Below are 25,578 nucleotides of genomic sequence, written 5' to 3'. Positions count from 1 at the left end.
GGCATGTTCAGTCTTGTGAAGACTCTTCGTTACTCATCGTATTCAGTTCATGTGAAGTCTGATGTAACTCTTTGATCATCTGCTGCAAAAACATGTTGTCTTGGCGACTGATCCCGTGCTGATTGTCTTGAATAAGCATCTGGTGAATGTTTTTCTTGAGCAATTCACTGCGACGTTCCAATACTTCTTGACTCATGTTGCTGCGTCACTCCTTAACATGTTTTGTAATGATTTTGCGTTCTATATAAGTATAGATGACCTTACTCCATAGCGAAAACGGGCAGAGCCCTCCTGAGCAGAGTACATCAACCCTCACCTAGCATGACAGCATTTCACCCCTTCGTGTTCTTAGATATCCTTCTAAATACTCCATGATGCTCCCCCATTTCTTGTAAACAGCCCGGACTAGGGTCTTGGACAAGGTTGCGTTATAATGATCCCATTACCCTCATTGTGGAAAAGATACAGTTTGCTACAGTATGATATATCCAGCCCTTAAAAGGAGTTATGTATATATGTCCTACAAACAGATTAAATGGATGATCCTGCTGATTCCCACCATCACCGTGGGGCTCTGGGAATATATTCGCCACCAGTTTCTGATGCCGTATCTATCGATGGATGCCGGAAACTGGTTGACACCTGTGATCGTTTATCTTGTCAGTGTGACACTGCTTAGCCGTTTGTTCCTCATGTTAGAAGGGGCGCGAGCTGCCCTCGAACAAGAGCGAGCATCCAAAACCGCGCTTGAAGCGCGTGACCAGCTTGCTCGGGAACTGCATGACGGCATTTCACAATCGTTATTCCTGCTATCGGTAAAGACAGACAAAGCAGGGCGCAGTCTTGCAGGTACCAGCCATGAGCAGGATCTGCGCGAAATTCAAAAAACGGTGCACGAGGTCAATACATATGTAAGGCAAGCCATTGCCCAATTGCGTTATGTACCTTCACCCACTGCTGATCCCGAAGCGGTTGCTTTGCAGGCTCAGGTCGAATCCATCGTGAGTGATACCGTTCCGGAAGCAGATGTAGAATGGAATCTGACCGAAGTTTCCTTCTCAGCTAAAGAACAGGTAGAACTGCTTGCTTGTATTCGGGAAGCACTGCTTAACGTGCGCAAACATGCCCAAGCCACCAAGGTGGCAGTATACGCTGAAGGCAATCCCTCTCGCTGGTCTGTTCATATCCGTGACAATGGTATTGGAATTCAGGGTGACCCGATGCAGTTCAAGGATCGGTACGGTTTACGAATCACAAAAGAACGAGCCGAGCAGATGGGATGGACATTCCAGCTTGATTCGGCACCAGGTGATACACAAATGATCATTGGAAAGGGGCAGACTTGATGGAACTGGTACGTGTACTGGTCGTGGACGATCATGCGCATGCGCGCGAGGCGATATGCACCATTTTATCCGAGGATAGCCTGTTTGAAGTCATTGGTACAGCCAAAAATGGGCAGGAAGCGATTGAACTAACCGAACACTGGATGCCCGACCTGATTCTGATGGATGTACAGATGCCCGATATGGATGGACTCGAAGCAACAAGGCAGATTAAACTCCGTTTCCCATACGTCATGATTGTAATGGTCACCGTATCGGATGATGTCACTTACCTCTTTGAAGCATTGAAACAAGGAGCTCAAGGTTATCTGCGCAAAAATTTGTCTCCTTCTACTTGGCTGGAATACCTTCGCGCCATTGTTAGTGACGATGCACCGCTCAGCAAAGAGCTAGCGTACCGAATATTGCAGGAATTCCCCGCTCCTCGCAGTGAAGATGTACAGGAAAATCCGCTAACAGCCCGCGAACTGGAGATCCTGCAATGGGTATCTGCCGGGTATACCAATCGTGAAATTGCCGAGCAGCTGGGCATCTCGGATCAGACCGTTAAGAACCATCTGAAGAACATCCTGCAGAAGCTGCAGCTGGAGAACCGGGTGCAGCTCACTCGCTATGCATTAGAGAGTGGGCTCGCCGGCCGCAAGCCTCGCAAATAAAATAGGTTTCAGAGGGAATAGAATAGGGAATTTTATCACAAAACGATCCACTTCTGATATGCGCTATGTCATAGCACCGCATATGAACGTGCACTATTTCAAGCATTTGTCACAAATATGCAGTAATCCATGATTTTTTATAGCCCTATGTAGTCATACGCCTTCATTTTGGACAAAGTTATAATGGTATAGATTATGTGTGAACGATGAATTATGGATAATTGTAAATCTATAACCCAAGGGTGATGATTTTTTTGAGAGTAAGAAGCTTAGCCCTGCGTTGGAGCAAACGTCACTGGGCGCTACTCACCAGCCTGTTCCTGGTGTTCTTCCTTGTGATGCCGCAATGGGCATCTGCCCATGCTTATATTGTGAAGGCTTCCCCTGAAGAGAATGAACTGCTCGTTACCGCACCGCAGCGGCTGACGTTGGAGTTCAATGAAACACTGCAGACGGCCTTTTATGATATTAAAATTACCGGACCTGACGGAAATCAAGCGGACGATGGTAACGTCCAGATTGACTCAGAACGCCCGCACATTCTGGAAACGGGTCTGAAGCAAGGCCTTGCTGACGGGACATATCTCGTCAACTGGAAGGCCGTATCTGCCGATGGTCATCCAATCTCTGGAGCGTATGTGTTCCATATCGGCGAGCCTACCGGAGCACCTGCTGGATTGAAGGATCTGGCATCCGGTTCGGGTGCCACCGGCGGCCCATTGAAATGGATCGTGTCATTCACGGACTGGATTCAATATCTCGGTCTGTCCGTCATTCTGGGTACGCTCGCCTTCCTGCTGCTGCGAATTGCGCCAGCTTCACTGCTACGGGAACCGATGGAGGCACCGGGTAGCTACAAATTGCTATGGATCAGCTATGCTGCTGCTTCTTTTGCCGCATTAATAAGCCTTCCGCTGAACACACTCTATGAGTCAGGCGTCTCTCTCGGCGAATTCAGTTGGGCCTTATTAGGCAGTGCGCTCAAACTGACCTCCTTCGGTCATATCTGGATGCTGCAGATGCTGATTGCCATGCTGCTCGCCGTCACTCTTCTATCCGGCTATGATCTGGATCGATCCATACGTGTGCGCATCTGGTCGTCTTACGGATCATTGCTGCTTGCGCTAGGCTGGCTGCTTACCCATGCCATGACAGGACATCCTGCTGCTGCGGAGCAGCGTGTGTTAGCTGTCACGATGGACTTTGTACACCTGGTCGCTGCCGCATTCTGGATTGGGGCTCTCACCGCTATGGCGGTGTGCCTGCCACCGCTCACCGACCGATTACCCGCAAAACTGCGAGGTGAGGTCTACTGGGCTGCGTTAAGGAGATTTACCGCTTGGGGGATTGGTGCTGTAGCCGTTCTGGTCGCTACGGGGATCTACAGCAGTCTGGTCATCCTGCCCGATCCGCTGCTGAACTCCTTGTTCACGACAGCATACGGCCTGGTTCTGATCGGTAAAATCCTGTTGCTTATTGTGATGATTGGTTTCGCGCTGATTCATGCCAAACGGGCAAGAGCCGCTACGGGTAAGCAGCTGTCTCGCAGTTTAAAGGCTGAACTTGCTACAGGTGCCATCATTCTTGCGCTCGCGGCTGTATTGACTCATCTGTCCCCAGGTCAGCCAGCACCCGTCGGTCCTTATAAGGGCACACAGACAACAGAAGATGGCTCCGTGATAACACTTCAGGTAAGTCCAAACGCAGTGGGAGAAAATCAGTTCGAAGTCAGCATAAAGCGAGCGGATGGCAATATCGTCAAGGATCTCGAACAGGTGACGTTGTCCCTGATCCATCTGGATATGGATATGGGCATCTATGAAATCACCATTCCGAAGAACGATACGGGTATATATAAGGCAGAGGACTACATCTCTATGCCGGGCAAATGGAACATTAAAGTCCATGCCCTAACTCGGTCACTTGACGCCCTAGATGCCGAGTTCAAGATTGAGGCAGTAAAGCCGTAGTAAACAACAAAACATCTTTAAAAGAGTGAAGTGTATCTAAAAACGATTTGCATAAGAATGAGAGGGGTTATCATTTTGAAGAAGACAACATGGGTATCCAAACTAACATCCGCTATGGCAACAGGGGCAGCAGCGTTCCTGCTGTTCTCCGGTTTGGCCAGCGCTCACGTCACAGTAAATCCGTCCGTTGCACAAACTAGTGCATGGCAGACGTATACGATTAAAGTACCGTCCGAGAAAGAGCTGCCAACAACTAAAATTACACTCAAAATTCCCGAGGGTGTTGCATTTAAGCAATATCAGCCGCTGGCTGGGTGGAAGATCACAACCGAGAAAAACGATTCTAAAGAAGTAACCTCGATCACTTGGGAGATTGATGGAGATAACCAAGGGATTCTGGCTGGACAGTTCCAACAGTTTAACTTTGTTGCACAAAACCCAAAGACAGAAACAGAAGTGGCATGGGATGCCTTCCAATATTACAGTGATGGCAGCATTGTCGAGTGGACAGGCCAGCCGGGGGCGAACTCGCCTCACAGCATTACAACCATCAGCGAAGATCCTGCAACTACTGGCAATGCCGCAGCAGGTGGCACAAGTAATGGGCATGACAGTGCAGGTACTGCTGGCACCGCGACAGGTGACAAAGCTTCTGACACTGCGACTGATGGCAAAAAAGGAAATGATGACACTACTCTCGGCGATGCGCTCTCCGATACAGTAACTGGTCAACCGAATAACACGGATTCCGATGCAGGTACGTTGAAGCTGCAACAAGCAACGTTAATCGTATCGATCCTGGCTCTGATCATGTCCTTCCTGGGCATCGCACTAGCCACTCGCCGCAAAAAGCGTTAATTCGCAGTTCTCTTACCCGGGGTCACCCGAAGAGAATATTGTAATAAGATGCACAAAGGAGTTTACAGCAAACGGGATAACCCCGTTTTGCTGCAAACTCCTTTTTTTTGGTTAACGCATATTCAGAATTCAGATGACTTGCCTTACATACTACATGTGCCATCCGCATATGGCACACAGCTGCTTTTTAACGTTGCTGATCCGTTTGAATCATAAATTCAATGTACTGGATCAGACTTTTTTTCTGCATTTCGATGGATTGGATACGCTTGGCGAGACCTGCGAAAAACTCTTCAATCTGTTGCCTCGTATGATCCGCAGATTGCCCTTTCCAATCGTTCAGACGGCTGTACAGCGCTCTTGCCTCCTGCTCATCCGCTTGCATGCGAACCAGTAGCTGTGACAGCTCTTTTTCCGCAATCCGCAGGTCATTCAATTCCACCAGCAATTGTCCGCTCATCCGTGGTTCCCTCCCCCTCAGTGCACGTTCTCACCTTGAATGCTCATTGCTATCTCTCCAGCCTGCCATTTAAAACTAGTTAAAATGTACCGGACTCTCATCCGCTTGCCGGAAAGCCTCTGCCTTTTCCTCAATAAAGTTCAGGAACTGACTCGTATGCTTCATATGCCACGTGCTCAGCTCCTGGATGGATGCATCCAAGTGGGTCACAATAGGCTCCAGTCTGCGACTGCGGCTTGAATGTAAATATTGAGCCATACGTGTCCGCACCTGATTCAGCTCGGCATTGCATTGCTGGGCATTTTGTTTCCAGCGAGAAGCCACACTTTTCAGCTCTTCCGGGGTAACCTGGATTAGACCCGATCCCAGTGCTGCGGCCGCGCCTCTGCCTGCACCGCCTCTCAGTCCCATCGGACCTACCGCTTTGCTAAGTGGCCCCAGATTCTCCATAAGTCTTGGCGAATAACGAACCCGCTCACCCGTGATCGGATCATACAATTCGTTGGAAATATAACCATTCTTGAAGTCATACTGATCCAGGCTGTGGTAGTTTTCTCCGCCAAATGTATTCTTAATTTTATCAATCAGACTTACACCATTATTGGCATCTGCGTAATTCGAATCAATATAATACGTAGAACCTACATGACGATCATATCCGCCTAACGTTCCGCTAGCGACCAGATCACCCGGACTCGCATAGTTCGTCACTTGCCCATCCAACTCACCGGCCTCAACCCGTCGACGCATCTCAGGAGTCAAGTTGCCCATCACTGAAGGTGCACTGAATGTAACCGCAGGAAGACCTGTATAAGCGGAAGCATATTGTGCATCCCCACCTCCAAGAGAATGTCCTGTCAGAGAGAAATTCAGATCGCCATACTTTTCTTTCATATGGTTCGCATAATCTTCCGACTGATACATCTGGTTAGCCCAGCCCGTAGGCGAATAGGTCTTTTCAATATCCTTTACGCGATCGCCCGTCCAGTTTTCTACATCTCTTACCCGGTCGCCAGCCCAGTTCTCCACTTTGGAAATACCTGTGGAATCTTTGATATTCTGAACGCCTCTGTCCAGCCAATCCGGTGTCAGGTTGTCTACAAATTGTGCCGTGTCTTGTTGCCCTTTGCGGATCAATTCTCCGCCTCCGATGCGTGCATCCATCACGAAATCGGGCACCGAGCGATCCAGAGATGCACTTCCCTCGGTTCCTCGGTAGGCAATGACCGCCTCCTTGGTCTCGGGATTATAGAATGTCACGGCGTCGAAGCCGGAAAATTTATTGCTCTCTGTGCCCTCCAGCACTTGCCAGCCGGGAAGCTCCGTTAGACGGTCACCTGCCTTTTGATCCTGATAGGCTAACTCCGATAAGGTTTTGTACGTTTCATCATCGATGTTCCTGCCGTTACTCAATCACTGCACCTCCCCTTTTATTTAGCGTATGGATCATGTCCTTTAGCCTTAATGACTTCCTCGAGCTCGGGACTAATCACGAGATTTTTAGTGATTTTTTTCTTGTAATCGTACGATATGCCAAAGCTCTGATCCTCATGATCCTTCACATGCCCTTTCAGTCCGATCTGCGACATCGCCATCTCTGGCAGCAGTTCCTTGCTCGTCACGACCACATCCAGTTCAAACTTTTCTTTGAAGTGCTGCACCACAACCTTCTCAGCCTCCTGGTACAACGCCTGTTTCTCACTCTCCGTCATCTTCTGACACCCTCCCAGCAATATAGTGAACACCATCATCAGTGCAAATAAACTTCTCATCCATTTCGTGCGCGGAATAGCAATTCCCCCTTTTGGCTCAAACCTTTGTAAGTAAAGAGCGCCCCCTTCACCTGTTACATGCATCATAGTACAAAATCAACATAAGACACATCCGCTCACAGGAGCGTTTTCCTGAAACTTTTCTCCTAGTTGATTCATGCCTATATTTGGGTGTATATTACCCGATCCTAAGACTGTTGTACCAATTAGGCCCTAACTTTTCCTTATAAAAAGCAAAAAAACTTTCTTCCGAACACCGGCTGGTGTCAAAAAGAAAGCTTGATTATACGTGACACACCTCTTATCCAGGCCCAGCGAAGCAGTGCCATCCTCATAAATAACATGCTCTATCCATATTGTCTGAGCTGGGCCTCATTCAGCTGCTCACCTACGAGTCTCTGATACGCATCACACCTTGCAACCAGTTCTTCATGTGTTCCGGCATCGACAAGTTCTCCTTGATCCAGCACATAGATCGTGTCCGCATTTCGAATTGTGCTCAGCCTGTGAGCAATAATAATTTGAGTACATTTCAACATGCTTAGGTTCCCGGCAATCGTAGATTCCGTTAACGTATCCAGTGCACTGGTTGCCTCATCCAAAAGCAGAATTTTGGGCCTGCTCACGAGCGCCCGCGCAAGAGCTACCCGTTGTTTCTGTCCCCCGGACAGATTAGAGCCTGCCTCCGAAATCAGCGTGTTATATTTCATCGGCATGCGCTCGATATCTGAATGAATATCGGCAAGTTTTGCAGCAAACATCACCTCTTCTGCAGTTGCTTCTTCCGCATGCAGCTTGATGTTATCGTAAACGGTATTATTAAACACGAAGTTATCCTGAAGAACAATGCTAACTTGATCACGAATATGTTGAGGATCTAATTCCTCCGCATGGATGCCATCGAAATAAATATTTCCATGTGTAGGGGTGTACAACCCCACTAGCAATTTAGCGAGAGTACTTTTACCTGAGCCTGATCTGCCAACGAGAGCAACCTTCTGTCCCGCTTTAATGGTCATGCTGATGCCATTTAGTACAGGATTACTGTATTCCGTATATTTGAAGCTCACATGGTCAATCGTGATATCACCCTGAAGCTCGGCAACATGCACCATCTCCGTTGATTTCTTCTGAAAAGACCGACCCTTTTCTGCCAAAATCACATCATAAATCCGATCCAGCAACGCATCCGCCATCACGAACTCGTTCAGCATCAAGGCAAGTGAATTAAGCGGCCCCAGAAACAGTGCAGCCAGAGACTGGAATGAAACAAGCATACCTAACGTCATATTGCCCTGCATAATCTGGTACAAACCCACGAGCAAAATGAGCATCGGTGTCATAAAATTCAACGTGTTTGTTATCGTGTTAACTCGAGTTTGAAAAATAGCCTTTTCCTTCACCGTGGCAAGCTGGCGTTTGAATAACTCCCGCCATTTTTCTTCCGTGCGCTGCTCGATACCCAGCGATTTAATCGTTGAAATTCCTTCCAACACTTCGGTCATAAAAGATCCTGCCAAGCTCTGAGCTACAATCTGAGTTTGCGTCAGTTTTTTGAACCTGCTGCGCGTGTATACAAAAATAAGAACCTGTGTTATTCCTATACCTAGCAACGTGAACGCAATAATGCGTGATTGAATGACAATGTAGGTAAACGTCACCACGATTAAAAATAAATTGATGAACGTGGAAATCATTTTTTGCGACAAAATTTCCCGGATGGTAACATTGCTGTTGATTCGCATCATCAGATCTCCGCGAGAGCGAATCTCAAAATATTGATACGGGAGCTTCAACATGTGGGACACAAAATTGGTGGTTAACTGCGAATCCAGCACTTCCTGAAGACGCACGATACACATATCCTTCACGTATCCAAAACCGATCTGAAACAAGGTTAATAAGGCCACACTGGTGATCAGCACGGGAAAAATGGAGTATCCCTCATTGCCCGTTACCGCATCAATCGAAACCTGCATCAGGAACGGAAAAAGCACCGATACAAGCTGTAATCCCAAAGCAAGCAGTACGGCCCACACAAAATACTTTTTGTTGCTGCGAATCAAATCTTTGAAATACGCTACTTTACTCATCTTTTTATCTGAAAAAGGGACAAACGACTCATCCGGGTATACCAGCAGAAAAATACCTGAATATTTCTCTTCGAACTCCTGTTTAGTGATGGTGATTCTTCCCATGGCAGGATCAACAATGGTATATAACTTGCCAGCCTTAATCTCCTCAAGCACAATAAAATGTCGCTGCTCCCAAAAACAGATGACTGGCAAGAACTCATTGCTGAGCGAAGGCACAGGTGCCTTTTTGGCTACACCTTTCAGATGATAGGTTTCGGCTACCTCCTTCATTTTCAACATGGAGCTTCCGTCACGACCGCTCCCCAGCATGGCAAACCGTTCCTTCAGATCGGTAAAATCGGCTTCATAGCCGTAGTACGCAAGCAACATGTGCAAGCAGCTGGGCCCGCAGTCATATTGATTCATCTGCAATTTAACAGGAACTTTTCGCTGTGTCTTGCCACGCAGACGGCTAAATACGGAACGTTTAGGCATAAGACTGTCCCGGTTCAGATGACGGCTCTGCCGTATACCCCTGCTGTCTGGTAAAAGCCATCTCTACCCTATCTTGCTGCGTGACCTGCTTTACATCCTTCGGTTCATGGCTTACTGGCCCTTCCATCATAAGCACAGAAGGCAGTGTCCGATTATACAGCCGCAGTAATTGGTATCCGATTCCGGCCAGCCCCAGCATAAGTCCTGGTATTTGTTGGCGACTCGGAATGCCGCATCTCCAGTGACCGTTATCCTGTCTAACCTTGGTCATGATATAATCAGCCATTTGATAAGCGTATGCTTCCAACGCTTCATCCTGCCAATAGTCGGCTGCGAGCAAGATCAGCTCCAAATTCCCCATATCTCCGTGACATAGTGAATAACTGACTTCTGTAAAACCATCTTCCATGGTCTTGCTCACCGCTCGGCGAATGTCTTTTTCCAGGGCCTCTATAGGCCCACGGAAGCTTAACTCCTGTGCTGTTCCTACGCGGGCAATGCCCAAACCAGGTGCACCGTTACACCAATACATGACATAATGTTCTTCCGACATATTGCCATCCGTGAACCGGAGATCCTTCCAGTTATTCACCTCGTAACTGTAGATCGATTCCTCATATTTAATTCCTTCCAAACAAGCTTCAAAATAAGGTTGGTGACCTGTAACACGGTACAGGCGGGCAAGACTCAGACATATGCCTGCGTTTCCATGTGCAATGCCGCTAAGGGGCACTTTATTGATCGCCGATGTCACCCACGCCATGCCTTGTTCCATCGGCTGAGCCAGCTCAAGTAGCCGATCTGCGCATCGTGTAGCTGTATCCAGTGCTTTAGGCAGATGGAACATCGTATACAGATCCACACATGCCATCAATGTGCCTGCACAACCTGAGATGACATCCAGCCGCTCATCTTCCTCAATCATCTCATCCAGTATATCCAGCAGTTCAAGCAGTTCCGGATGAACATCCTGTTCGGAGGATACCTTCGCTTTATGCACCAACAAATAGAGAAGTGATCCGTAACCTGTAAACAGCGAGATATTTCTGTCCATGTTTTTGCGAATCATCTCCCAAGCTGTCTGGATACACAAATCGACCATCTCCGTATACTTCCCGTCACCCGTCTCTTGACCCAGATAAAGATAGAAATAGGCGATGCCAGTGACCCCATTGTATAAACCAAGTTCGGAGGATTTATAGATTAGTTTCTCGTCCGCGTCCATGCCCATGCTGATCCAGGATACGGTGCTACCCTCATCTCCCGTAATAGCGATATCCTTAATATAATCACCAATTCTTACGGCTTCACGTAAATAATCGGCTCGGGTCGTGGAGATTGGATGCCCATTCAACGCCTCTGGCCTTACACGCTCTGTACTCTTCTCCATAGCGAATGAGCGCTCCAGTACATACTTCGTTTGCAGTGTGCGTTCCGTAAATTCCCACTGCATATCCATATCATCTTCATTCATGGCCCGAACCTTCGTCTCCGTCTGGGTCAAGATATCCGAGTCATATACACCTTCAATGGCTTCATTATCCGAATGATGAAACAGCACCTTCTCACCAATCAACGTTTTGAACATAGGTACATCTCCGTGCAACAGATCATGGCATTCATAGCTGACCAGTTTCTCACGGTTACGATCCTGCCGGACGATGGCCCACATCATGTCAAACAGCAGACTTTTGTCCAGCCCATTGCGTAAATATTTAGGATGGGAGCTGGCTTCGATTAATGTAAAATAGGTCACCGTCGGCCGAACGATCGTCCGCACAGCACATCCATGAAAATGGTGGCGTACCGCCATGATGAAACGGTCTTTTTGCTCCATGATGGAACGATAAGTGCGATAAAACCCTTCTTTCAAACGATGAATATGGCGTTCGGGTTGTATCGGCGATTGATTGTAAGAAGGCAGGTGACTGAACCGACTTACAGCAATCTTGCTTCGTTTGATCCTCATCATATCTGTGTTTTTATCGTGAACCTCGTAGGTATTGAGAATCTGTTCCACATCTCCGGCAAGCCCGCTCAGATCGCTATGATACAAGGCGTTGGAGTCCAGCGTAGGGAGCATGCTTGTTTTTAATACGGAATCATTCAATATCGAAAGGGTCTTCTCCAGTGCCGTATATTGCTCCTTCTCATCCATATACTTGAAGGGTTGATTGTGCAGCAAAGACTCCAGATCAACGAAGAACGGATGCTCTCCTTGGGCAACGATATTTTCCATGTGCATATCCGTTGCGTTTAATGCATATAGAATCGCTAAATATTGTCCCTGTCTCTCAAAAAAGCGTTCTGCCTCTTCGTGAAGGGTTACTTCCTCGTAAGAAATATATTGCTGCCAGCCATACTCGGAACGGTCCAGCGTTTTGGTAATCCGGAAAGGCAATCCAATCTCCTGTTCATTAAACCACTGTAGTATACCAGCAAATGCAGTATCAATTGCCATGTCTCTCGGCTTGTACATGACATTAACGTCCCCGGTAAATTTCAACCGCAGCACGCTGGCTCCGCCATTATGGGAATCTCCCAGAAATACGATATCCTCCAGCCTGTCCAGTGTAAAATCAAACAAAGATTCCAGTTCATGACGGTCGGCCGTCAATCGCTCCAGAACCCGAATCATATTCTGATTGATCCGCAACGTGTGCTCGGCAATGCCTCGGGCAAGAACCGGATATTCCAGTAACAGATTGAGAATTTGTTCTCTGGACTGAATTTTCTCGCTTACAAAATGCAAATACCTCTGCCGGGAATCTTCACCTATCAATTCCTCCTGCAGTCTAGCTTTATTTAGTTCATAGATGAGTGTCTTCGCAGACAAGTGAAACACTTTATCCGAGACAGTCTTCAGTACAAGCCCGATGACACGGCGCCGATCCAGCCACTCATATCCTTCTGACAGACCTTCTGTCATGATCTGAATAGATCGTTGCAGAAAAGGTTGTGAAAATTCAAAAAAAGGGATTTCCTCTGTATTGCCCTCGATGAAATATGTAATATCCTCATGCTCATTCTCAAGAAACGTTTTCCGAAGCTCCTGATGCCAGCCCATATCTGTAAACGCGTACTGGAAACCTGGAGTTTGAAATAGACTATTCACCTTATTCATTTCCATAGATTCAGCCTGGAATCGATCCGCTAATTGCTCTTGATCCTGAAAGAACTGATCCAGCCACAACTTCATTCTTACATCGTTTGAGGATAGTGCGGCTCCATGAGCGGAAGGCTCGGCAGCAACTCCAGGTTCAAACTGCTTGTATTTCTCTGTCAAATATAAAGCATCACCCCAGCGGGAGTTATTCAACTGCTCCTGTATGCTCATCGTTTTCTCTCCCTTTCTAATCAATGGTTGTAAACAGGAAAACGCCATATAAATACTTCAAGCACATAACTGAGATCAGCTATGTGCTTGAAGAAAATCGAAGCAGAATTAACAACAAGTCAACCAGGAAGAAGGTGAAACAGAATTATAATGGCACTCATGGCTCACTGTGCAAAATACACCGCCGCTTTTCTTATCCTCGATTGCGGCTAACGCCCCTGTAACCACCATCAGTTCATCATCACTGATGTCTTCGATTGCTGCCAATGCTTCGAGATTGAATTGTTTCATTGAAAAAACCTCCATTCAATTTTTTGTATATGTATAGCTTAAATAAGCTAAACACCGGAGTTTATTCAAACAAAACATATATTTACATTAAATATAAAATATGTAATTCATTTCTGTCTTCACTCTATCATACTTTGCTATATTTTGTAAATCCTTATTTTTCCTTCTCTGGATCATCCCAAAAATCGACTAGATCATACTTCAATTTCAAACTCTTCATATTACGTTGTTATACGCATATGCTTGTAAAGAACCTGTCCTGAGACAGGCAACTCTCACACCGTTACAGGCAATTGTAATACCGCTTGAAGCCCTCCTTGGTTGTTACGCTGGAGCAGGAGTTTCCCCCGATGGGCTTGAGCAATCCGTGATACCATCGGAAGTCCGAGACCATGCCCATGACGTGGAGGTCTTATGCGACCTGCCGTATAAGGAAGAACCAATACATCATGCAGATCTTCCTCCGGAATTCCCTTCCCATCATCGGAAACTATGAATTGTGCGTAACCACTTCGTACTTCACGCTTGATCATCAATTCGATTGCACACCCCTCTGGATTATGTCTGATGCTGTTCTGCACCAGATTGGTTACCGCTCGGTATAACAATCGTTCATCCCCTTGCACATACAGACTTTCGTCTTGAACATCCAGCGATATCGGATAACGCTCGTCCAGACCATTATTTAAAAAATCAGATACAACTTGCCTTGCCAGAACAGACAATCGAATGGATCTCATCTGCAAGGGCTGCATTTCATACTCCAGCATGGATACCAGATTCAAATCACTGACGAGTGATCGCAGACGCTCCCCCTGACGCCGAATAATGGATGCCTGTTGCTTTTGCTCGGTTGTTAGATCCGCTTGCTCCTCCAGTTCACTGGCATATCCCAAAATCATGGATAATGGCGTCCGTATATCATGCGATATCCCTGATATCCAGTTGGATCGTGCCTCATCCCTTGCCTTTAGCGCATCATTTTTCTCCTGTAGCATATGGGAGGTCGAGTTGATGCTTTCAGACAAATCATTGAATATGCCCTTGGTTTCAACCTGCACCGGCTCTCCTTTAGCAAGTGCATGAATGCCATCGATCAACGGGCGAATGCTTCGTATGACACGGGTTCCGATTAGCAGAGAGATAAGTAGCGCAAGTGCCACATTACATATCAATAACAGTACAATCCTTAGCGGTAGAGACTTGAGCCAATCCGCCAAAAAATCGAACTGGTATTTTCCATACGTATTTTTGGGATACCCCAACACCAGAAGTCCATCTTCCCGTTCCCACACATATACCGGGTACTCTTTAAGATAGTATCGAGAAAATTTAGCAACATCAGTCACACTATAAGTACGGGGGATTTCTGCTGGAAGACGCTCACTCCACTGTACCCTGCCCTCCTGATTCAAAAGCATCGCCCAGGCTTGATGTTCAGCGAGAATCTCCACCCCTTTACTCTGTAACGTGTAGTCCCCCTGCTCGCTCTTGCTCAAACTGCCTGCGACCTGTTTGACAACAGCACTGGGGGAAGGACCTTCGTGAATTTCCTTGAAGATCAATGAACCCAGCAATACGAGATTAAATAAAAGCAGTACAACAGATACAAGAATGGTAGAACCGACAAATCTTCTTAGAATGCGAACCAAACCATCCATTATCGAGTCTCCTGAGTCATCAGTTTATAACCAAGCCCACGGACGGTTAACAGATACGCTGGTTTAGACGGGTCCTCTTCGATTTTCTCCCGAATCCGCCGAACATGAACCATTAGGGTGTTCTCATATCCGTAACTCTCATCTCCCCAAACGGCCTGACATAGTGCATCACTGGTTACAATCCGGTTCTGATTCTCATAAAGTTTGACCAGTATAGCGTGCTCCTTGGCTGTCAGTGGAAGTTCTGTTTCCTTCCCATGAACGACAGCGCTCTCCAAATCAATGGTTAATCCACCTAGACGAAATACAGGCAATCTCTCTATCGTATTGGAAGCGTATACCCTTTTCAAAATGCCCATGAGCCGAAGAATCAGCTCTCTTGGAAGAAAAGGTTTGACCATATAATCATCTGCTCCCAAACCTAAACCGAGTAAACGATCCTCATCCTCCCCTCGCGCTGACAAAAATAGCACAGGCATGTCCGAGAAGGAACGGATAGAAGACAATAAAGAGAATCCGTCTCCATCTGGCAACATGATATCCAGGATGGCTGCATCCGGCTTCTCTATTCTGCACATCGCCAGAGCATGGGCCACATTACCTGCGGTATAGACTCTGAAAAAGCCCTCCTTACGCAAAAAGCGTTCAATCATCTCGCGGATTTCCGGTTCATCATCTACAATCAGTATTTTCTTGTTTTTCATTATGTCCATTCGTATCACCCTTTTCATTATACATCAGGACACGAATACAATCCTATATTTTCCAATTCTATTTAAGGTAAATGTAAGGTTATCTTCAGCCAAGAGCAAGACGTCTGATCTATATTGAACTTAACAGAGATCACCGTGAAATGGAGATGAAATCAATGATAAACACTTCCCCCATTGTCGAAACGCATAATCTGTCCAAATCATACGGCGGTATGAATCGTGTGCATCAAGTGAATTTGTCGGTCGAGAAGGGGCAGATTTTTGGATTTCTAGGCCCGAACGGAGCAGGAAAAACGACCACGTTAAAAATGTTGCTAGGGTTGATCAAACCTAGTGAAGGTACGGTCAAGGTCTTTGGGAAAGACCTGACCACACATCGACCTGCCATTCTGAGCCAAACCGGTTCATTGATTGAATCCCCCTCGTATTATGGTCACTTGACCGGTCTTGAAAATATGAAGGTGATGCAGCGGCTGCGAAATGTACCAAGCAAAAATATCGATGAAGCCTTAAAAATTGTAAGACTGGAAAATCAGAAACATAAACAGGCCGATCAGTATTCACTCGGTATGAAACAACGGCTGGGCATTGCCATGGCTTTACTTGCTTTTCCCAACTTGCTTGTTCTGGATGAACCTACGAATGGGCTTGACCCTGCCGGTATCGGTGAAATCAGAGAATTGATCAAGTCCCTGCCTGGTCAATATGGCATCACCGTTCTGCTCTCCAGCCATTTGTTATCCGAGATCGAACAGATCGCGACCTCCGTGGGCATTATCAGTGATGGCAAATTGTTGTTTCAAGGTACCATGCAGAGTCTTCAGGCTAATAATCAGGCCACGATCCGTTTTCAGACCCCCGAGCCGGCAAAAGCAGAAAAGCTTCTATTAACGCATGGCTACATGCCACAAGTTCATGGAAATCAGCTCATATTTAAGTATCTTCGCGACGAAGAAGTATCGAAGCTGAATAAAGCGCTTGTGGAACAGAGCATTCCGGTCACTCGCATTGAGGAGCACAAAAAGAGTCTGGAAGACATTTTCCTTGACCTGACTGGAAAGGAGAGGAGCCTGTAATGAAAGCTCTATCTCTGGAGTATTACAAAATCCGGCGCAAAAAGATTTGGATCATGATTACCCTGTTCCTTGCTGCAGAGATGATCTGGGCCGCCATGTCCATGAGCATATCGATCTCTCGAAGCGCGAGTAATGCCAGCTGGGAAGCACTCATCTTCAGCATCGCTTCGATGAATGGTCTGTTTCTGCCAATCATTTCGGCGATCGTGGTGTCCCGCATCTGTGATATGGAGCATAAGGGAAACACATGGAAGATGTTAATGGCAACCAATACGGGACGAAATCATGTGTACACCGCCAAATATATTTGTGCAAACAGTCTGATCCTGTATGGCATCATAGCGCAGGCCGTTTTTATCGTGGGCTTTGGTCTATTCAAAAACATTTCTGGTTCCATCCCACTCTCCCTGCTTGTGCAATTTGTTGTTGGGACGTTATTAACTACACTTGCCATTACAGCACTCCAGCAATGGTTGTCGCTGACCGTCCGCAATCAGGCGTTTGCTTTGTGTCTGGGCATGCTGGGAGGATTCATTGGAACCACATCCGGTTTGTTCCCAGCCGCAATTCGTCACTTGTTTATCTGGTCTTATTATCTGGATTTGAACCCGGTCACTTACATTTACAGCGCATCTTCAGGAACCTATGTATCTGGAATGTTGCCCGTCGGCCTATTGTTAGCGGCCCTGTGCATGACGATCATCTTCTATCTTGCTGGCAATTTTCATGCCTCGAGACAAGAAATCTAAGGAGGGAACTATATGCTGAGGAGTATTTCTGCCGAATGGCTTAAACTTCGGCGTTCCCGGATCGGTCTGGTACTGGCAATCCTGCCTATTATCAGCCTGCTCATCGGATGTTTTAACTTTTATTTTAATCAGGCCGCTTTGCAAAATGGATGGTTCAGCTTGTGGACACAGGTCAGTTTATTTTACGGGGAATTCTTTCTGCCTATTCTGATCGCCATCTGTTGTGCCTTTGTATGCCGTCTGGAGCATAGCAACCGCAACTGGAACATGGTTCTGGCTTCGCCGTTAAGTGTCACCAGTCTGTTTGTTGCCAAATTGGTCATTGTTGGTCTATTAATCTTTTTCGCACAAGCCTTTTTCATGCTGATGTATTGGGCAGCGGGCAAGATGTTCAACATTCCGGGCGAGTTTCCAACAGAAATCCTGGTCTGGAGCCTACGAGGGTGGTTTGCTTCTCTTTCCATCGCCTCACTTCAACTTGGGTTATCCATTCGGATACGCAGTTTTGCTACACCTATCGGTATCAGCCTGTGCGCAGTCTTTTTTGGATTAGGCATGTATGTATTGAAGATTGGCATGTTATTCCCGTTTTCCCTGCTCACGATCGGTATGGGTGTGCTTAGTCAGAAAGGGCTGACTACCTCAGAGAATATGGTATTTCTATTGATGAACAGCTTGTTCATTCTTCTATTCGCCATCTGGTCGATTCGCCGCCTGAAATACAAAGATATTGCATCATCCTGAATTCCAATCTGCAAAGGAGTGCACTATGATGAAAAAATCACTCAGTATTCTCGCATTAGTGCTTGTGATTCTGACCTGCCTGTGGCTTATTTTCATGGACCCGGCTAAACTGACACCTGATAATCCGGCAGGCAAAACAACCTATTATACGGTTGTGAATCAGACTGAAGTAAACAAGGATGAAAATGGACGATACAGCTACGAACTAGTCGGTTATACGGATGAGGGGAAATCCAAAACATTGAACTTTTCTACCGGAAAATTACTCAAAAGTGGTGCATATTTGAAGCTCTATGTTGCCTCAATACGTGGTGTAACGCACTGGGAAGAAGTTACGGCAGATGAACTGCCCGCACAAGCAAAGCAGCTAACTTCCAAATAATCCACCTCTCATCCCAAGCCAACGACAAAATAACAAACCACATCATTACGATGACACTAAAAAAAGAGCCTGCTCTACAAACGAGCGGCTCTTCTTGTTGTCCGGCAAGATCAGCCCGGCCTTCTCTGTTATTCCAGCACCATCCGCAGTGCGGTCAGTACAATCCCGATAATAAATCCGGTCACCGCACCGTTAATCCGAATCCATTGCAGATCCTGACCCACCTTATCTTCAATCAGCGAGATGAGTGAAGCATTATCCATTTTATCTACATTTTCACGCACGAGATTTCCGATTTTGGAGTGATTTTTCTCCAGCAGTGTGGTGACACCTTCTACAATCTTGCCATTCATGCTTGTCATTAACGCATCATCTGCACGCAGATCTGCTAGAACCTTCTCTATCGCAGGCAGCGCATACGTATCTACGTAACGACCATCCTCCATCGCCACCAGTGCTTTATCCCGCAGCTCTGTGAGTTTGTTGAGTACAGTCTCCTCAGCGTCCCAGCCATCCAGCAGGTTATTTTTCCATCCGTTCAGGCCATCCTGAACAGCTTCGCTCACCGCAAGTCGCATGGCCTGTGTGCGCAGGGTGCTCAGTACTTTGTAACGAAGTGCACTGCCTTCCCGTTTCATATCCTCTACCCGGTCAAAAAGATATCCTTGAATAATGCCGCCCAGACGGTCTTCATTCAAATACCCCATGAACGCATTCATCGCAAACTGCATGAGTCCATTCATCTGGATACCACTAATGGCTTTCATGCCACTTTCACCCAGAAACAGAATCGTTTCCGGTTTGACCAGCCACTCCTCCGCCTGTTTCAACGCATAATCCAAAGCCTGGGCATCATACCCTCGCTCCGTTACCTGTACAGCGGCCCGTTCGAGAATCGGCCCCAAGTCAAAAGCTCCCGCCTGTGACTTGATCTCTTTGGCAACCATCGGAGCGATCTGCTCCAGCGGAAGCCCGGCCAAAATACGTTTACACAGCGTATCGATCATGGTTTTGATGCCATCACTATGCAGCTCCCGCCCCAATGTATCCAACACAATCTCAGCTGCTTTGAAGCCAGCAATTTTTTCCGTAATGCTATCCTTGTTGAGCAGATTATTCTCCACAGCGGAGACCAGACCTTCCGTCATCTTATCCCGGTTCTTCGGCAGTAACGCCGTATGGGGAATCGGAATACCTAGTGGATGGCGGAATAGCGCAGTTACCGCGAACCAGTCCGCCAGTCCACCAACAAGTCCTGCTTCAAACGAACCTACCAGCAGTTTACCTACCGGCACTCCCTGGAAGGGCAATGATGCTGCAAAACCCGCTCCCATAATAACGAGAGACCAGGCTGCTGCCGTTTTGGTTTGTTTAGGTTTAGCCATGATTATCTTGCTCCTTTATTGTTAATCGCACGACCGGGCTTGTCATACGGCTTAGCCGTGCTTTATTGGGTTAGATTATGTAAAAGCATACGACTTCATGGTTTGGATAAGATTCCTCCTAAAGTAACCTTCCAATAATCATGATCAAGATCCACTATTCATGCTACACCTCGTTCGGTTTTCGTATATCTCATCTTATCACCCACAAACGTCAAAACCAAACCTTCATTTTTATCCCCGATAAAATCGAAGAACCCCTCTATAGATATAGAAGGGTCGTGTAATACACTGAACATACTATCTTGCAGAGGCTCTTTGTTCAAACCATGCTAATGTCTCTAATATGGCCTCGTCATGTGAAGTTACATTCTTCTTAAATTTTCTTTCGTATTTTTCTGTATCTACAACAAAAGGAGCTTCATACAGATATAACATTTCTTTGAGCTCCTTCATATCAGAATTGAAAAAGGACATCACGTTCACAAAAAATTTAGGGGCTACACGAAACTTCGGCTCCTGATGTTTCAATCTATAGATACGCGTGATTATATCCCTTGTCGTCGTTGTCTCTGCACCCGGGATGTGCCATATCTGTCCATATGACTCGTTGTCCTCTGCCAACTCCACAAGTCCCTTTGCAAAATCCTTAATGTAAATATAAGTATGAGGCAAATCTATATTTCCTAGCACCTCTGAAGGCTTACCATTAAGGACAGCTCCAAAGACACGTTCCCCCAGAGCAGAATCCAACACTCCTGGACCGTAAAAGTCCGATGCTCTACCGATCACAGCTTTCACTTTTCCTTTGTTATGTGCATCCATTAATGTCTCTGCCATTTTAGCACGAGTCACGCCTTTACGTCCTGTAGCTCGATTAGGCAAGTCCTCAGATATTTGGGATTGCGTCTGTCCATACATGTACAAGTTATCTGCATATACAACTCTCGCATTCTCAGTTTGAGCTGCATGTATCACTCCATCCATAATTGGCGGAAACTTCTCAGGCCATTCCTTATATGGAGCCTTGGCACAATGATAGATCACAGAAGCCCCCGAACAAGCCTCGCTGAACTCTAATTCATCGGTCGCATCTCCTCTAACTACTTCTACATTAGCCGATGAATCAATCTCGCCACTTCGGTTAACCATTCGCACTTTCTTGTTTCTTAATAATAACTGTTCCATGACTGCCATCCCTAATGGTCCTGTACCTACTACAACGTGCAATTCGCTCGTTTCCGTTATCAACAACTCCCTTTATCCATAATTATGTATTCTATACAAATTATATACATCACTCACACCTAAGTAAATATATAGAAATAGTTACATCTAAATCTTATTTTTTGTGACAGTCCTTCATAAAAAAACTGGACCCACTATCATTTATGCATTAGTGAGCCCAGTTTACCCATAATTACTTTTTATTCATGTACTTTTCTATTTTTTTCTTCTCCCATTCAGCACCAAATATAGATCCACCACCCCAGACGGTAAACCCATGTGCGATCACTCCAATTCCCCATCCCAACAACGTATATATAAACCATATGCTATCCGGATAAAATACTAGGTTATATATTATTAATCCAGTATTCACCAGAATATATACCACCAGATGAATATAAAAATCCTTAAGGGCTTTAACCCGTTTTAGTGCCTGTTCATACTCTTCATTATTTTTTTCCAAAGTTATACCTACCTTCTCAAATTTATAGGGACGTTGCTTACAAGCAAAATAGACTTCACTGAAGGCCTGAGATTACTTCGTTTCACTTCGTAATTTTCGATAATGGAACACCTCATAAAGAGTGGGGATAATAAACAACGTAAGAATAGTCGATGTAATTAATCCACCAATGACCACGACAGCCAATCCTTTGGAAACCAGAGAACCACCTTCGCCTACACCAATGACAAGCGGCAATAACGCTGCAATCGTAGTGACTGTAGTAATGATTATTGGACGAACTCGCACTTTACTCGAATGAATTAAAGCTTCACGAATGGTTAAGCCTGACGCGCGTTCTTGTTGAACTCGATCTACCAGTACGATAGCATTAGTCACAACAATACCAATAAGCATTAACAAACCAATTAAACTAGCTATAGAGATCGGCTGGCCTGCCAGTACAGTACCAAGTATCGCTCCGGTAAAAGCTAAAGGAAACGAGAACAAAATCGTAAAAGGTATTTTCCCCCCTCCAAATGTTACTACCATAGCCATATACACAAGTCCTACAGCAATAATGATAGCGAGTACCATATCTGTAATCATTTCTTCAACCTGTTTACTACTTCCTCCTTGCACAAGATCTACATTATCCGGAAACTGGATCAAGCTTAGTTTTTCTTTAATCTTTGAATTAATCTCACTGCTATTTTCAGCAATAATCTGCCCTGTAATTACAGAAAATTGCTCATCATTTTGGTATTGAATTAATCCCAGATGTTCAACTTCCTTAATATCAGCAATTTCTTTTGCTGTAATCCATTGACCAGTCGGTGATAGAATAGGAAGATTTCTTAACTCATTTATGGAGTAATTCTTTTTGTCATACTGTACAACAATATCAGAAGCATTCTCTTGATTCCCCAGTTTGCCCACAGTATTTTGAGAGAAAATGGGATTAATCAATTCCCATGCCTGTCCGGTTGTAAGCCCATATTTCAATGCATCCTCTGCGCGAATGTTGATGTCAACCGCTTTGGTGTAATCAGAAATACTGCCTGCGATATTTGCTGTTCCTTCAATTCCTTCTAACGCAGCAATGACTTGTTCAGTCGAGGATTTGATATCCTTCAAATCTGACCCGTTAATTACAATTGAAATATCAGGCCCTTGGGGTCCATCGATAATCTCTCTAATCTCTAAATTATTTCCGCTGACATACTCTTTTAATTGATCTTTCGTATTCGCAATAAAGCTCTGAATGTCTGTATCATTTTGGAGCGCAATAAACCATTCGGCCTTATTACCAGTGCTGGCTAAATACGTATTAGGATCAAGTTCACCTGGAAGTGAACCAGAGGTTACAACGGCTTTTTTTACATCTGATGACTGGTTAATCAAAGTATCAATTTCCCGTGCTTTCGAGTCTACTTCAGGAAGGCTCACACCTTTGGGAAGGTTATATATTAACTTAATATATTTACCACTCTTTTGCGGAAAAAATGTAATTTCTGTTAATTTCACCAAAGGAATACTAAGTAAAATGAATACTAGAGCTCCAATAAGCACAGTTTTTTTGTGCGTAATGAACCACTTAAGACATCTGACATAACTTCTAATAAGAAGCCCCTCTTCTTTGTGTTGCTCAACTTTAGCGTTTCGAAGAAGTACAAAGCTCAACATAGGTACTACTGTTAGCGAAACTATTAAAGAAGCAACCAGAGCGACAATGACACTTAACGAGAACGGAGCAAATATTTTGCCAATATATCCGCTGACCACGCTTAGCGGTAAGAAAACAGCAACAGTTGTAACCGTCGAGGCTGTAACTGCCTTACCAACTTCCTTTGTAGCTTCAACGACAAGATCTTTCGTTATTTTCTCGTTTCTAGATCTTCTTATTATATTTTCAATCACAACAATACTATCATCAACAACTCTACCAATAGCAACGGTTATACCACCAAGAGTTAACACATTCATCGTAATATCCGTAAAGTACTTCAGAAAAGCTAATGTGATCAATATCGACAATGGAATAGAAACAATCGCGATTAACGTAGCCCTTGCATTTCTTAGGAAAATAAATATAAATAATGAAGCAAATATAGCAGCAAGTATGGCTTCACGAGTTAATCCACCAACCGACTTTCTTACATCCGTTGCACTGTCATAGATAATTTCCATTTTAACTTTACCTGAGTCAAATTCATCGGAAATTTTTTGTATTTGATCAGATATTTCAACAACATTCGCATTGGCATCTTTCATAATGTGTATCAAGCTGCCCGTTGCCCCACCCTGTCTAGTGATTGTGTCTTGTTGAGCAAAACCTTCACTTATCACTGCTACATCGCTAAGTCTTAATTGCCCTGAGGGTTCAAGTGCAAATTTTTTCAATTCTTCGATAGTATCAAAATTACCGCTTATCTGTATCTCTGTCGAAGAGTTATTTAACATAATGGTGCCAAATGGAATTGTTGTGTTGGTTGCCCTCAGTAACTGGATCACTTGTTGGGGAGCAATTTTATTAGCTTCTAACTTAATGGGATCAAGCTTGACGTAAACATTTTTAGATGCGAGCCCATACACTTTTAATTGACTTATACCACTAACATTCTCTAATTTAGGCATTAACTCATCTGCTATGACTTGTTGAAACTCACTGTCCTGAATATCATTTTGCTTACTGAGAGACAGATACATAATCGGCTTATCATCAATCGTAAATTTACTGGTCTGTGGTTTGTCTGCGCCAGCCGGAAGAGTAACCGACCTTAACACTTCCTCAACCTGCTTCAGCTTTTCATTCATATCCTCTTTAAATCCAAATTCCATCGTTATATCAGAAAAATTTGCTGCAGAGGTGGATTGAGATACCTTTATACCCTCAACGTTTTTTAACGCACGATTGATAGGTACTGTGATTTCATTTTGTACCTCTTGTGAAGATGCCCCGCCATATACTGTAGTCACGTGTAAGTATGGTATCTCAACATATGGTAGAGACTCCTGTTTATATCGAGGGACAGAATAAATCCCAGCAACAACAATCAAAATAATTACAATACATATGGCAACCGGATTATTGACACTAAATCTTGAAAGAAAGGACATGGCTCTACTCCTCTTATTACGATTGTTTGACACTAGACAACACAATTTTCCTCATTACCTTATAAATCTCAGAAACAAGTAACTCCTCTGAGCTATGTAAAAAGAAATGATCACCTGGCAGGAACTTCGCATGAAATTCTGACATCGTATGCTTTTCCCATGCTTTAATACTATCTTCACTGATCTCAGGATCTCTTGTTCCACCAAAAGCATATACTGGGATGTTTAATAAGGGATAATCTTGATAACTGTAACATTCGCATAATTCAAGATCTGCCTTGATCGTTGGCAGTGAAAGTTTAACCAGTTCAGGCTCGTTAAAAAACCAGTCAGGAGTCCCGTTTAATTCTTTTAACCTCATCAATAATTCATCATCGGGCAAATTATAATATATAGAATTATCTTTTCTAGGTAGATAGGGAGCACGATGAGCAGAAACGAACAGCGCCTCCGGCTCGATCTGATGATGTTTTTTTAGATATTGCGTAAATTCGAAGGCCAATAACGCACCCATACTGTGACCAAAAAAAACGAATGGTATCCCCTTTGCAAAATCAAGAAAACATTCACCTAACTTCTCCATTATTACAGGGAGCGAGGAGATTGGAGACTCCAGCAAACGGTCACCTCTTCCAGGAAGCTGGATACAGCAAACCTCAATATCTTCTGGGAAATAATCTCCCCAGTCTTTGTAAGCAATGGCATTCCCCCCGGCGTAGGGGAAACAAAAAATACGAAGCCGGGGGGTTGCTACAGGATAGAAACTTACAATCCATGAATTATACTTTTTCATAGAAACTCTATTCAAAAATCAGCAGC

22 protein-coding genes are annotated in these 25,578 nt (G+C 45.1%); 8 read left to right on the top strand and 14 right to left on the bottom strand.

The window, feature by feature from the left end:
- Window positions 1–7 precede the first annotated feature (7 nt).
- Complete coding sequence (locus tag EC604_RS18275; protein WP_123065519.1) at window positions 8–196, bottom strand: hypothetical protein; 189 nt, start codon at window positions 194–196, stop codon at window positions 8–10.
- A 319-nt stretch (window positions 197–515) separates the two neighbouring features.
- Between EC604_RS18275 and EC604_RS18270 the strand changes: the two genes are divergently transcribed.
- The 4 genes from EC604_RS18270 (at window position 516) to EC604_RS18255 (ending at window position 4,830) form a co-directional block, all read left to right on the top strand.
- A complete protein-coding gene (locus EC604_RS18270) occupies window positions 516–1,346 on the top strand; it encodes a sensor histidine kinase (RefSeq protein ID WP_123065518.1) in 831 nt (276 codons plus the stop codon).
- Window positions 1,346–2,002, top strand: a complete 657-nt coding sequence (locus tag EC604_RS18265; protein ID WP_090918831.1) for a response regulator — start codon at window positions 1,346–1,348, stop codon at window positions 2,000–2,002. The genes EC604_RS18270 and EC604_RS18265 overlap by 1 nt, the downstream gene beginning before the upstream one ends.
- A 254-nt stretch (window positions 2,003–2,256) precedes the next feature.
- Window positions 2,257–3,972 (top strand): copper resistance protein CopC, encoded by a 1,716-nt coding sequence (locus EC604_RS18260; RefSeq protein WP_161556978.1) that lies wholly within the window; start codon window positions 2,257–2,259, stop codon window positions 3,970–3,972.
- A gap of 75 nt (window positions 3,973–4,047) precedes the next feature.
- A complete protein-coding gene (locus tag EC604_RS18255) occupies window positions 4,048–4,830 on the top strand; it encodes a YcnI family protein (RefSeq protein ID WP_240037004.1) in 783 nt (260 codons plus the stop codon).
- A 187-nt stretch (window positions 4,831–5,017) separates the two neighbouring features.
- Here the strand turns inward: EC604_RS18255 and EC604_RS18250 are convergent, their stop codons facing one another.
- The 8 genes from EC604_RS18250 to EC604_RS18215 form a co-directional block, all read right to left on the bottom strand.
- A complete protein-coding gene (locus tag EC604_RS18250) occupies window positions 5,018–5,290 on the bottom strand; it encodes a hypothetical protein (RefSeq protein ID WP_090918837.1) in 273 nt (90 codons plus the stop codon).
- Between the two features lie 75 nt (window positions 5,291–5,365).
- Window positions 5,366–6,703 carry a hypothetical protein gene (locus EC604_RS18245; RefSeq protein ID WP_192895130.1) on the bottom strand — a complete coding sequence of 446 codons (1,338 nt, stop codon included), beginning with the start codon at window positions 6,701–6,703 and terminating at the stop codon, window positions 5,366–5,368.
- Between the two features lie 17 nt (window positions 6,704–6,720).
- Complete coding sequence (locus tag EC604_RS18240; protein ID WP_151458095.1) at window positions 6,721–7,062, bottom strand: hypothetical protein; 342 nt, start codon at window positions 7,060–7,062, stop codon at window positions 6,721–6,723.
- A 347-nt stretch (window positions 7,063–7,409) separates the two neighbouring features.
- Window positions 7,410–9,632 carry a peptidase domain-containing ABC transporter gene (locus tag EC604_RS18235; protein ID WP_123065514.1) on the bottom strand — a complete coding sequence of 741 codons (2,223 nt, stop codon included), beginning with the start codon at window positions 9,630–9,632 and terminating at the stop codon, window positions 7,410–7,412.
- Complete coding sequence (locus tag EC604_RS18230; RefSeq protein ID WP_161556977.1) at window positions 9,625–12,969, bottom strand: type 2 lanthipeptide synthetase LanM family protein; 3,345 nt, start codon at window positions 12,967–12,969, stop codon at window positions 9,625–9,627. Before EC604_RS18230 ends, EC604_RS18235 begins: the two co-directional genes overlap by 8 nt.
- A gap of 108 nt (window positions 12,970–13,077) precedes the next feature.
- Window positions 13,078–13,260, bottom strand: coding sequence for a type A2 lanthipeptide (locus EC604_RS18225; protein ID WP_161556976.1), 183 nt, complete (start codon window positions 13,258–13,260; stop codon window positions 13,078–13,080).
- Between the two features lie 275 nt (window positions 13,261–13,535).
- A complete protein-coding gene (locus tag EC604_RS18220) occupies window positions 13,536–14,921 on the bottom strand; it encodes a sensor histidine kinase (protein ID WP_123065512.1) in 1,386 nt (461 codons plus the stop codon).
- Window positions 14,921–15,634 (bottom strand): response regulator transcription factor, encoded by a 714-nt coding sequence (locus EC604_RS18215; RefSeq protein WP_123065511.1) that lies wholly within the window; start codon window positions 15,632–15,634, stop codon window positions 14,921–14,923. The genes EC604_RS18220 and EC604_RS18215 overlap by 1 nt, the downstream gene beginning before the upstream one ends.
- A gap of 155 nt (window positions 15,635–15,789) precedes the next feature.
- On the opposite strand from EC604_RS18215, the gene EC604_RS18210 reads away from it, so the two are divergent.
- Genes EC604_RS18210 through EC604_RS18195 form a run of 4 tightly spaced genes read left to right on the top strand, consistent with a single transcriptional unit; the run spans window position 15,790 to window position 18,585 of the window.
- Window positions 15,790–16,710, top strand: a complete 921-nt coding sequence (locus tag EC604_RS18210) for an ATP-binding cassette domain-containing protein (RefSeq protein WP_429351846.1) — start codon at window positions 15,790–15,792, stop codon at window positions 16,708–16,710.
- Complete coding sequence (locus EC604_RS18205) at window positions 16,710–17,459, top strand: ABC transporter permease (protein ID WP_123065510.1); 750 nt, start codon at window positions 16,710–16,712, stop codon at window positions 17,457–17,459. The genes EC604_RS18210 and EC604_RS18205 overlap by 1 nt, the downstream gene beginning before the upstream one ends.
- A gap of 12 nt (window positions 17,460–17,471) precedes the next feature.
- On the top strand, window positions 17,472–18,203 hold the full coding sequence (locus EC604_RS18200; protein ID WP_123065509.1) for an ABC transporter permease: 732 nt from the start codon (window positions 17,472–17,474) through the stop codon (window positions 18,201–18,203).
- A 28-nt stretch (window positions 18,204–18,231) separates the two neighbouring features.
- Complete coding sequence (locus EC604_RS18195) at window positions 18,232–18,585, top strand: YxeA family protein (RefSeq protein WP_123065508.1); 354 nt, start codon at window positions 18,232–18,234, stop codon at window positions 18,583–18,585.
- 128 nt (window positions 18,586–18,713) lie between these two features.
- On the opposite strand, the gene EC604_RS18190 is transcribed toward EC604_RS18195, so the two are convergent.
- The 5 genes from EC604_RS18190 to EC604_RS18170 all read right to left on the bottom strand — a co-directional run bounded on the left by EC604_RS18190 (window position 18,714) and on the right by EC604_RS18170 (window position 25,552).
- Entirely contained in the window at window positions 18,714–19,970 is a 1,257-nt protein-coding gene (locus EC604_RS18190; protein WP_123065507.1) for a DUF445 domain-containing protein, read from the bottom strand.
- 297 nt (window positions 19,971–20,267) lie between these two features.
- Window positions 20,268–21,197 carry an NAD-dependent epimerase/dehydratase family protein gene (locus EC604_RS18185; RefSeq protein ID WP_151458094.1) on the bottom strand — a complete coding sequence of 310 codons (930 nt, stop codon included), beginning with the start codon at window positions 21,195–21,197 and terminating at the stop codon, window positions 20,268–20,270.
- A gap of 190 nt (window positions 21,198–21,387) precedes the next feature.
- Complete coding sequence (locus EC604_RS18180; protein ID WP_123065505.1) at window positions 21,388–21,666, bottom strand: 2TM domain-containing protein; 279 nt, start codon at window positions 21,664–21,666, stop codon at window positions 21,388–21,390.
- Window positions 21,667–21,732: 66 nt separating this feature from the next.
- Window positions 21,733–24,759 carry an efflux RND transporter permease subunit gene (locus EC604_RS18175; RefSeq protein WP_123065504.1) on the bottom strand — a complete coding sequence of 1,009 codons (3,027 nt, stop codon included), beginning with the start codon at window positions 24,757–24,759 and terminating at the stop codon, window positions 21,733–21,735.
- Between the two features lie 16 nt (window positions 24,760–24,775).
- On the bottom strand, window positions 24,776–25,552 hold the full coding sequence (locus EC604_RS18170) for a thioesterase II family protein (protein ID WP_151458093.1): 777 nt from the start codon (window positions 25,550–25,552) through the stop codon (window positions 24,776–24,778).
- Window positions 25,553–25,578: the final 26 nt, after the last annotated feature.

Source organism: Paenibacillus amylolyticus (genome assembly GCF_003719335.1).
GTDB classification, from domain to species: domain Bacteria; phylum Bacillota; class Bacilli; order Paenibacillales; family Paenibacillaceae; genus Paenibacillus; species Paenibacillus amylolyticus_D.
Note: the sequence above shows the minus strand (reverse complement) of the source record. Positions and strands in the feature narration are given on the sequence as shown.

What these genes read in the sequence shown, in the direction of transcription:
- EC604_RS18205 (WP_123065510.1), top strand. Translation starts at nt 16,710, where the DNA reads ATGAAAGCTCTATCTCTGGAGTATTACAAAATCCGGCGCAAAAAGATT.
- EC604_RS18250 (WP_090918837.1), bottom strand. Translation starts at nt 5,290, where the DNA reads ATGAGCGGACAATTGCTGGTGGAATTGAATGACCTGCGGATTGCGGAA.
- EC604_RS18210 (WP_429351846.1), top strand. Translation starts at nt 15,790, where the DNA reads ATGATAAACACTTCCCCCATTGTCGAAACGCATAATCTGTCCAAATCA.
- EC604_RS18240 (WP_151458095.1), bottom strand. Translation starts at nt 7,062, where the DNA reads ATGAGAAGTTTATTTGCACTGATGATGGTGTTCACTATATTGCTGGGA.
- EC604_RS18265 (WP_090918831.1), top strand. Translation starts at nt 1,346, where the DNA reads ATGGAACTGGTACGTGTACTGGTCGTGGACGATCATGCGCATGCGCGC.
- EC604_RS18220 (WP_123065512.1), bottom strand. Translation starts at nt 14,921, where the DNA reads ATGGATGGTTTGGTTCGCATTCTAAGAAGATTTGTCGGTTCTACCATT.
- EC604_RS18270 (WP_123065518.1), top strand. Translation starts at nt 516, where the DNA reads ATGTCCTACAAACAGATTAAATGGATGATCCTGCTGATTCCCACCATC.
- EC604_RS18215 (WP_123065511.1), bottom strand. Translation starts at nt 15,634, where the DNA reads ATGGACATAATGAAAAACAAGAAAATACTGATTGTAGATGATGAACCG.
- EC604_RS18175 (WP_123065504.1), bottom strand. Translation starts at nt 24,759, where the DNA reads ATGTCCTTTCTTTCAAGATTTAGTGTCAATAATCCGGTTGCCATATGT.
- EC604_RS18170 (WP_151458093.1), bottom strand. Translation starts at nt 25,552, where the DNA reads ATGAAAAAGTATAATTCATGGATTGTAAGTTTCTATCCTGTAGCAACC.
- EC604_RS18275 (WP_123065519.1), bottom strand. Translation starts at nt 196, where the DNA reads ATGAGTCAAGAAGTATTGGAACGTCGCAGTGAATTGCTCAAGAAAAAC.
- EC604_RS18230 (WP_161556977.1), bottom strand. Translation starts at nt 12,969, where the DNA reads ATGAGCATACAGGAGCAGTTGAATAACTCCCGCTGGGGTGATGCTTTA.
- EC604_RS18190 (WP_123065507.1), bottom strand. Translation starts at nt 19,970, where the DNA reads ATGGCTAAACCTAAACAAACCAAAACGGCAGCAGCCTGGTCTCTCGTT.
- EC604_RS18225 (WP_161556976.1), bottom strand. Translation starts at nt 13,260, where the DNA reads ATGAAACAATTCAATCTCGAAGCATTGGCAGCAATCGAAGACATCAGT.
- EC604_RS18200 (WP_123065509.1), top strand. Translation starts at nt 17,472, where the DNA reads ATGCTGAGGAGTATTTCTGCCGAATGGCTTAAACTTCGGCGTTCCCGG.
- EC604_RS18235 (WP_123065514.1), bottom strand. Translation starts at nt 9,632, where the DNA reads ATGCCTAAACGTTCCGTATTTAGCCGTCTGCGTGGCAAGACACAGCGA.
- EC604_RS18195 (WP_123065508.1), top strand. Translation starts at nt 18,232, where the DNA reads ATGAAAAAATCACTCAGTATTCTCGCATTAGTGCTTGTGATTCTGACC.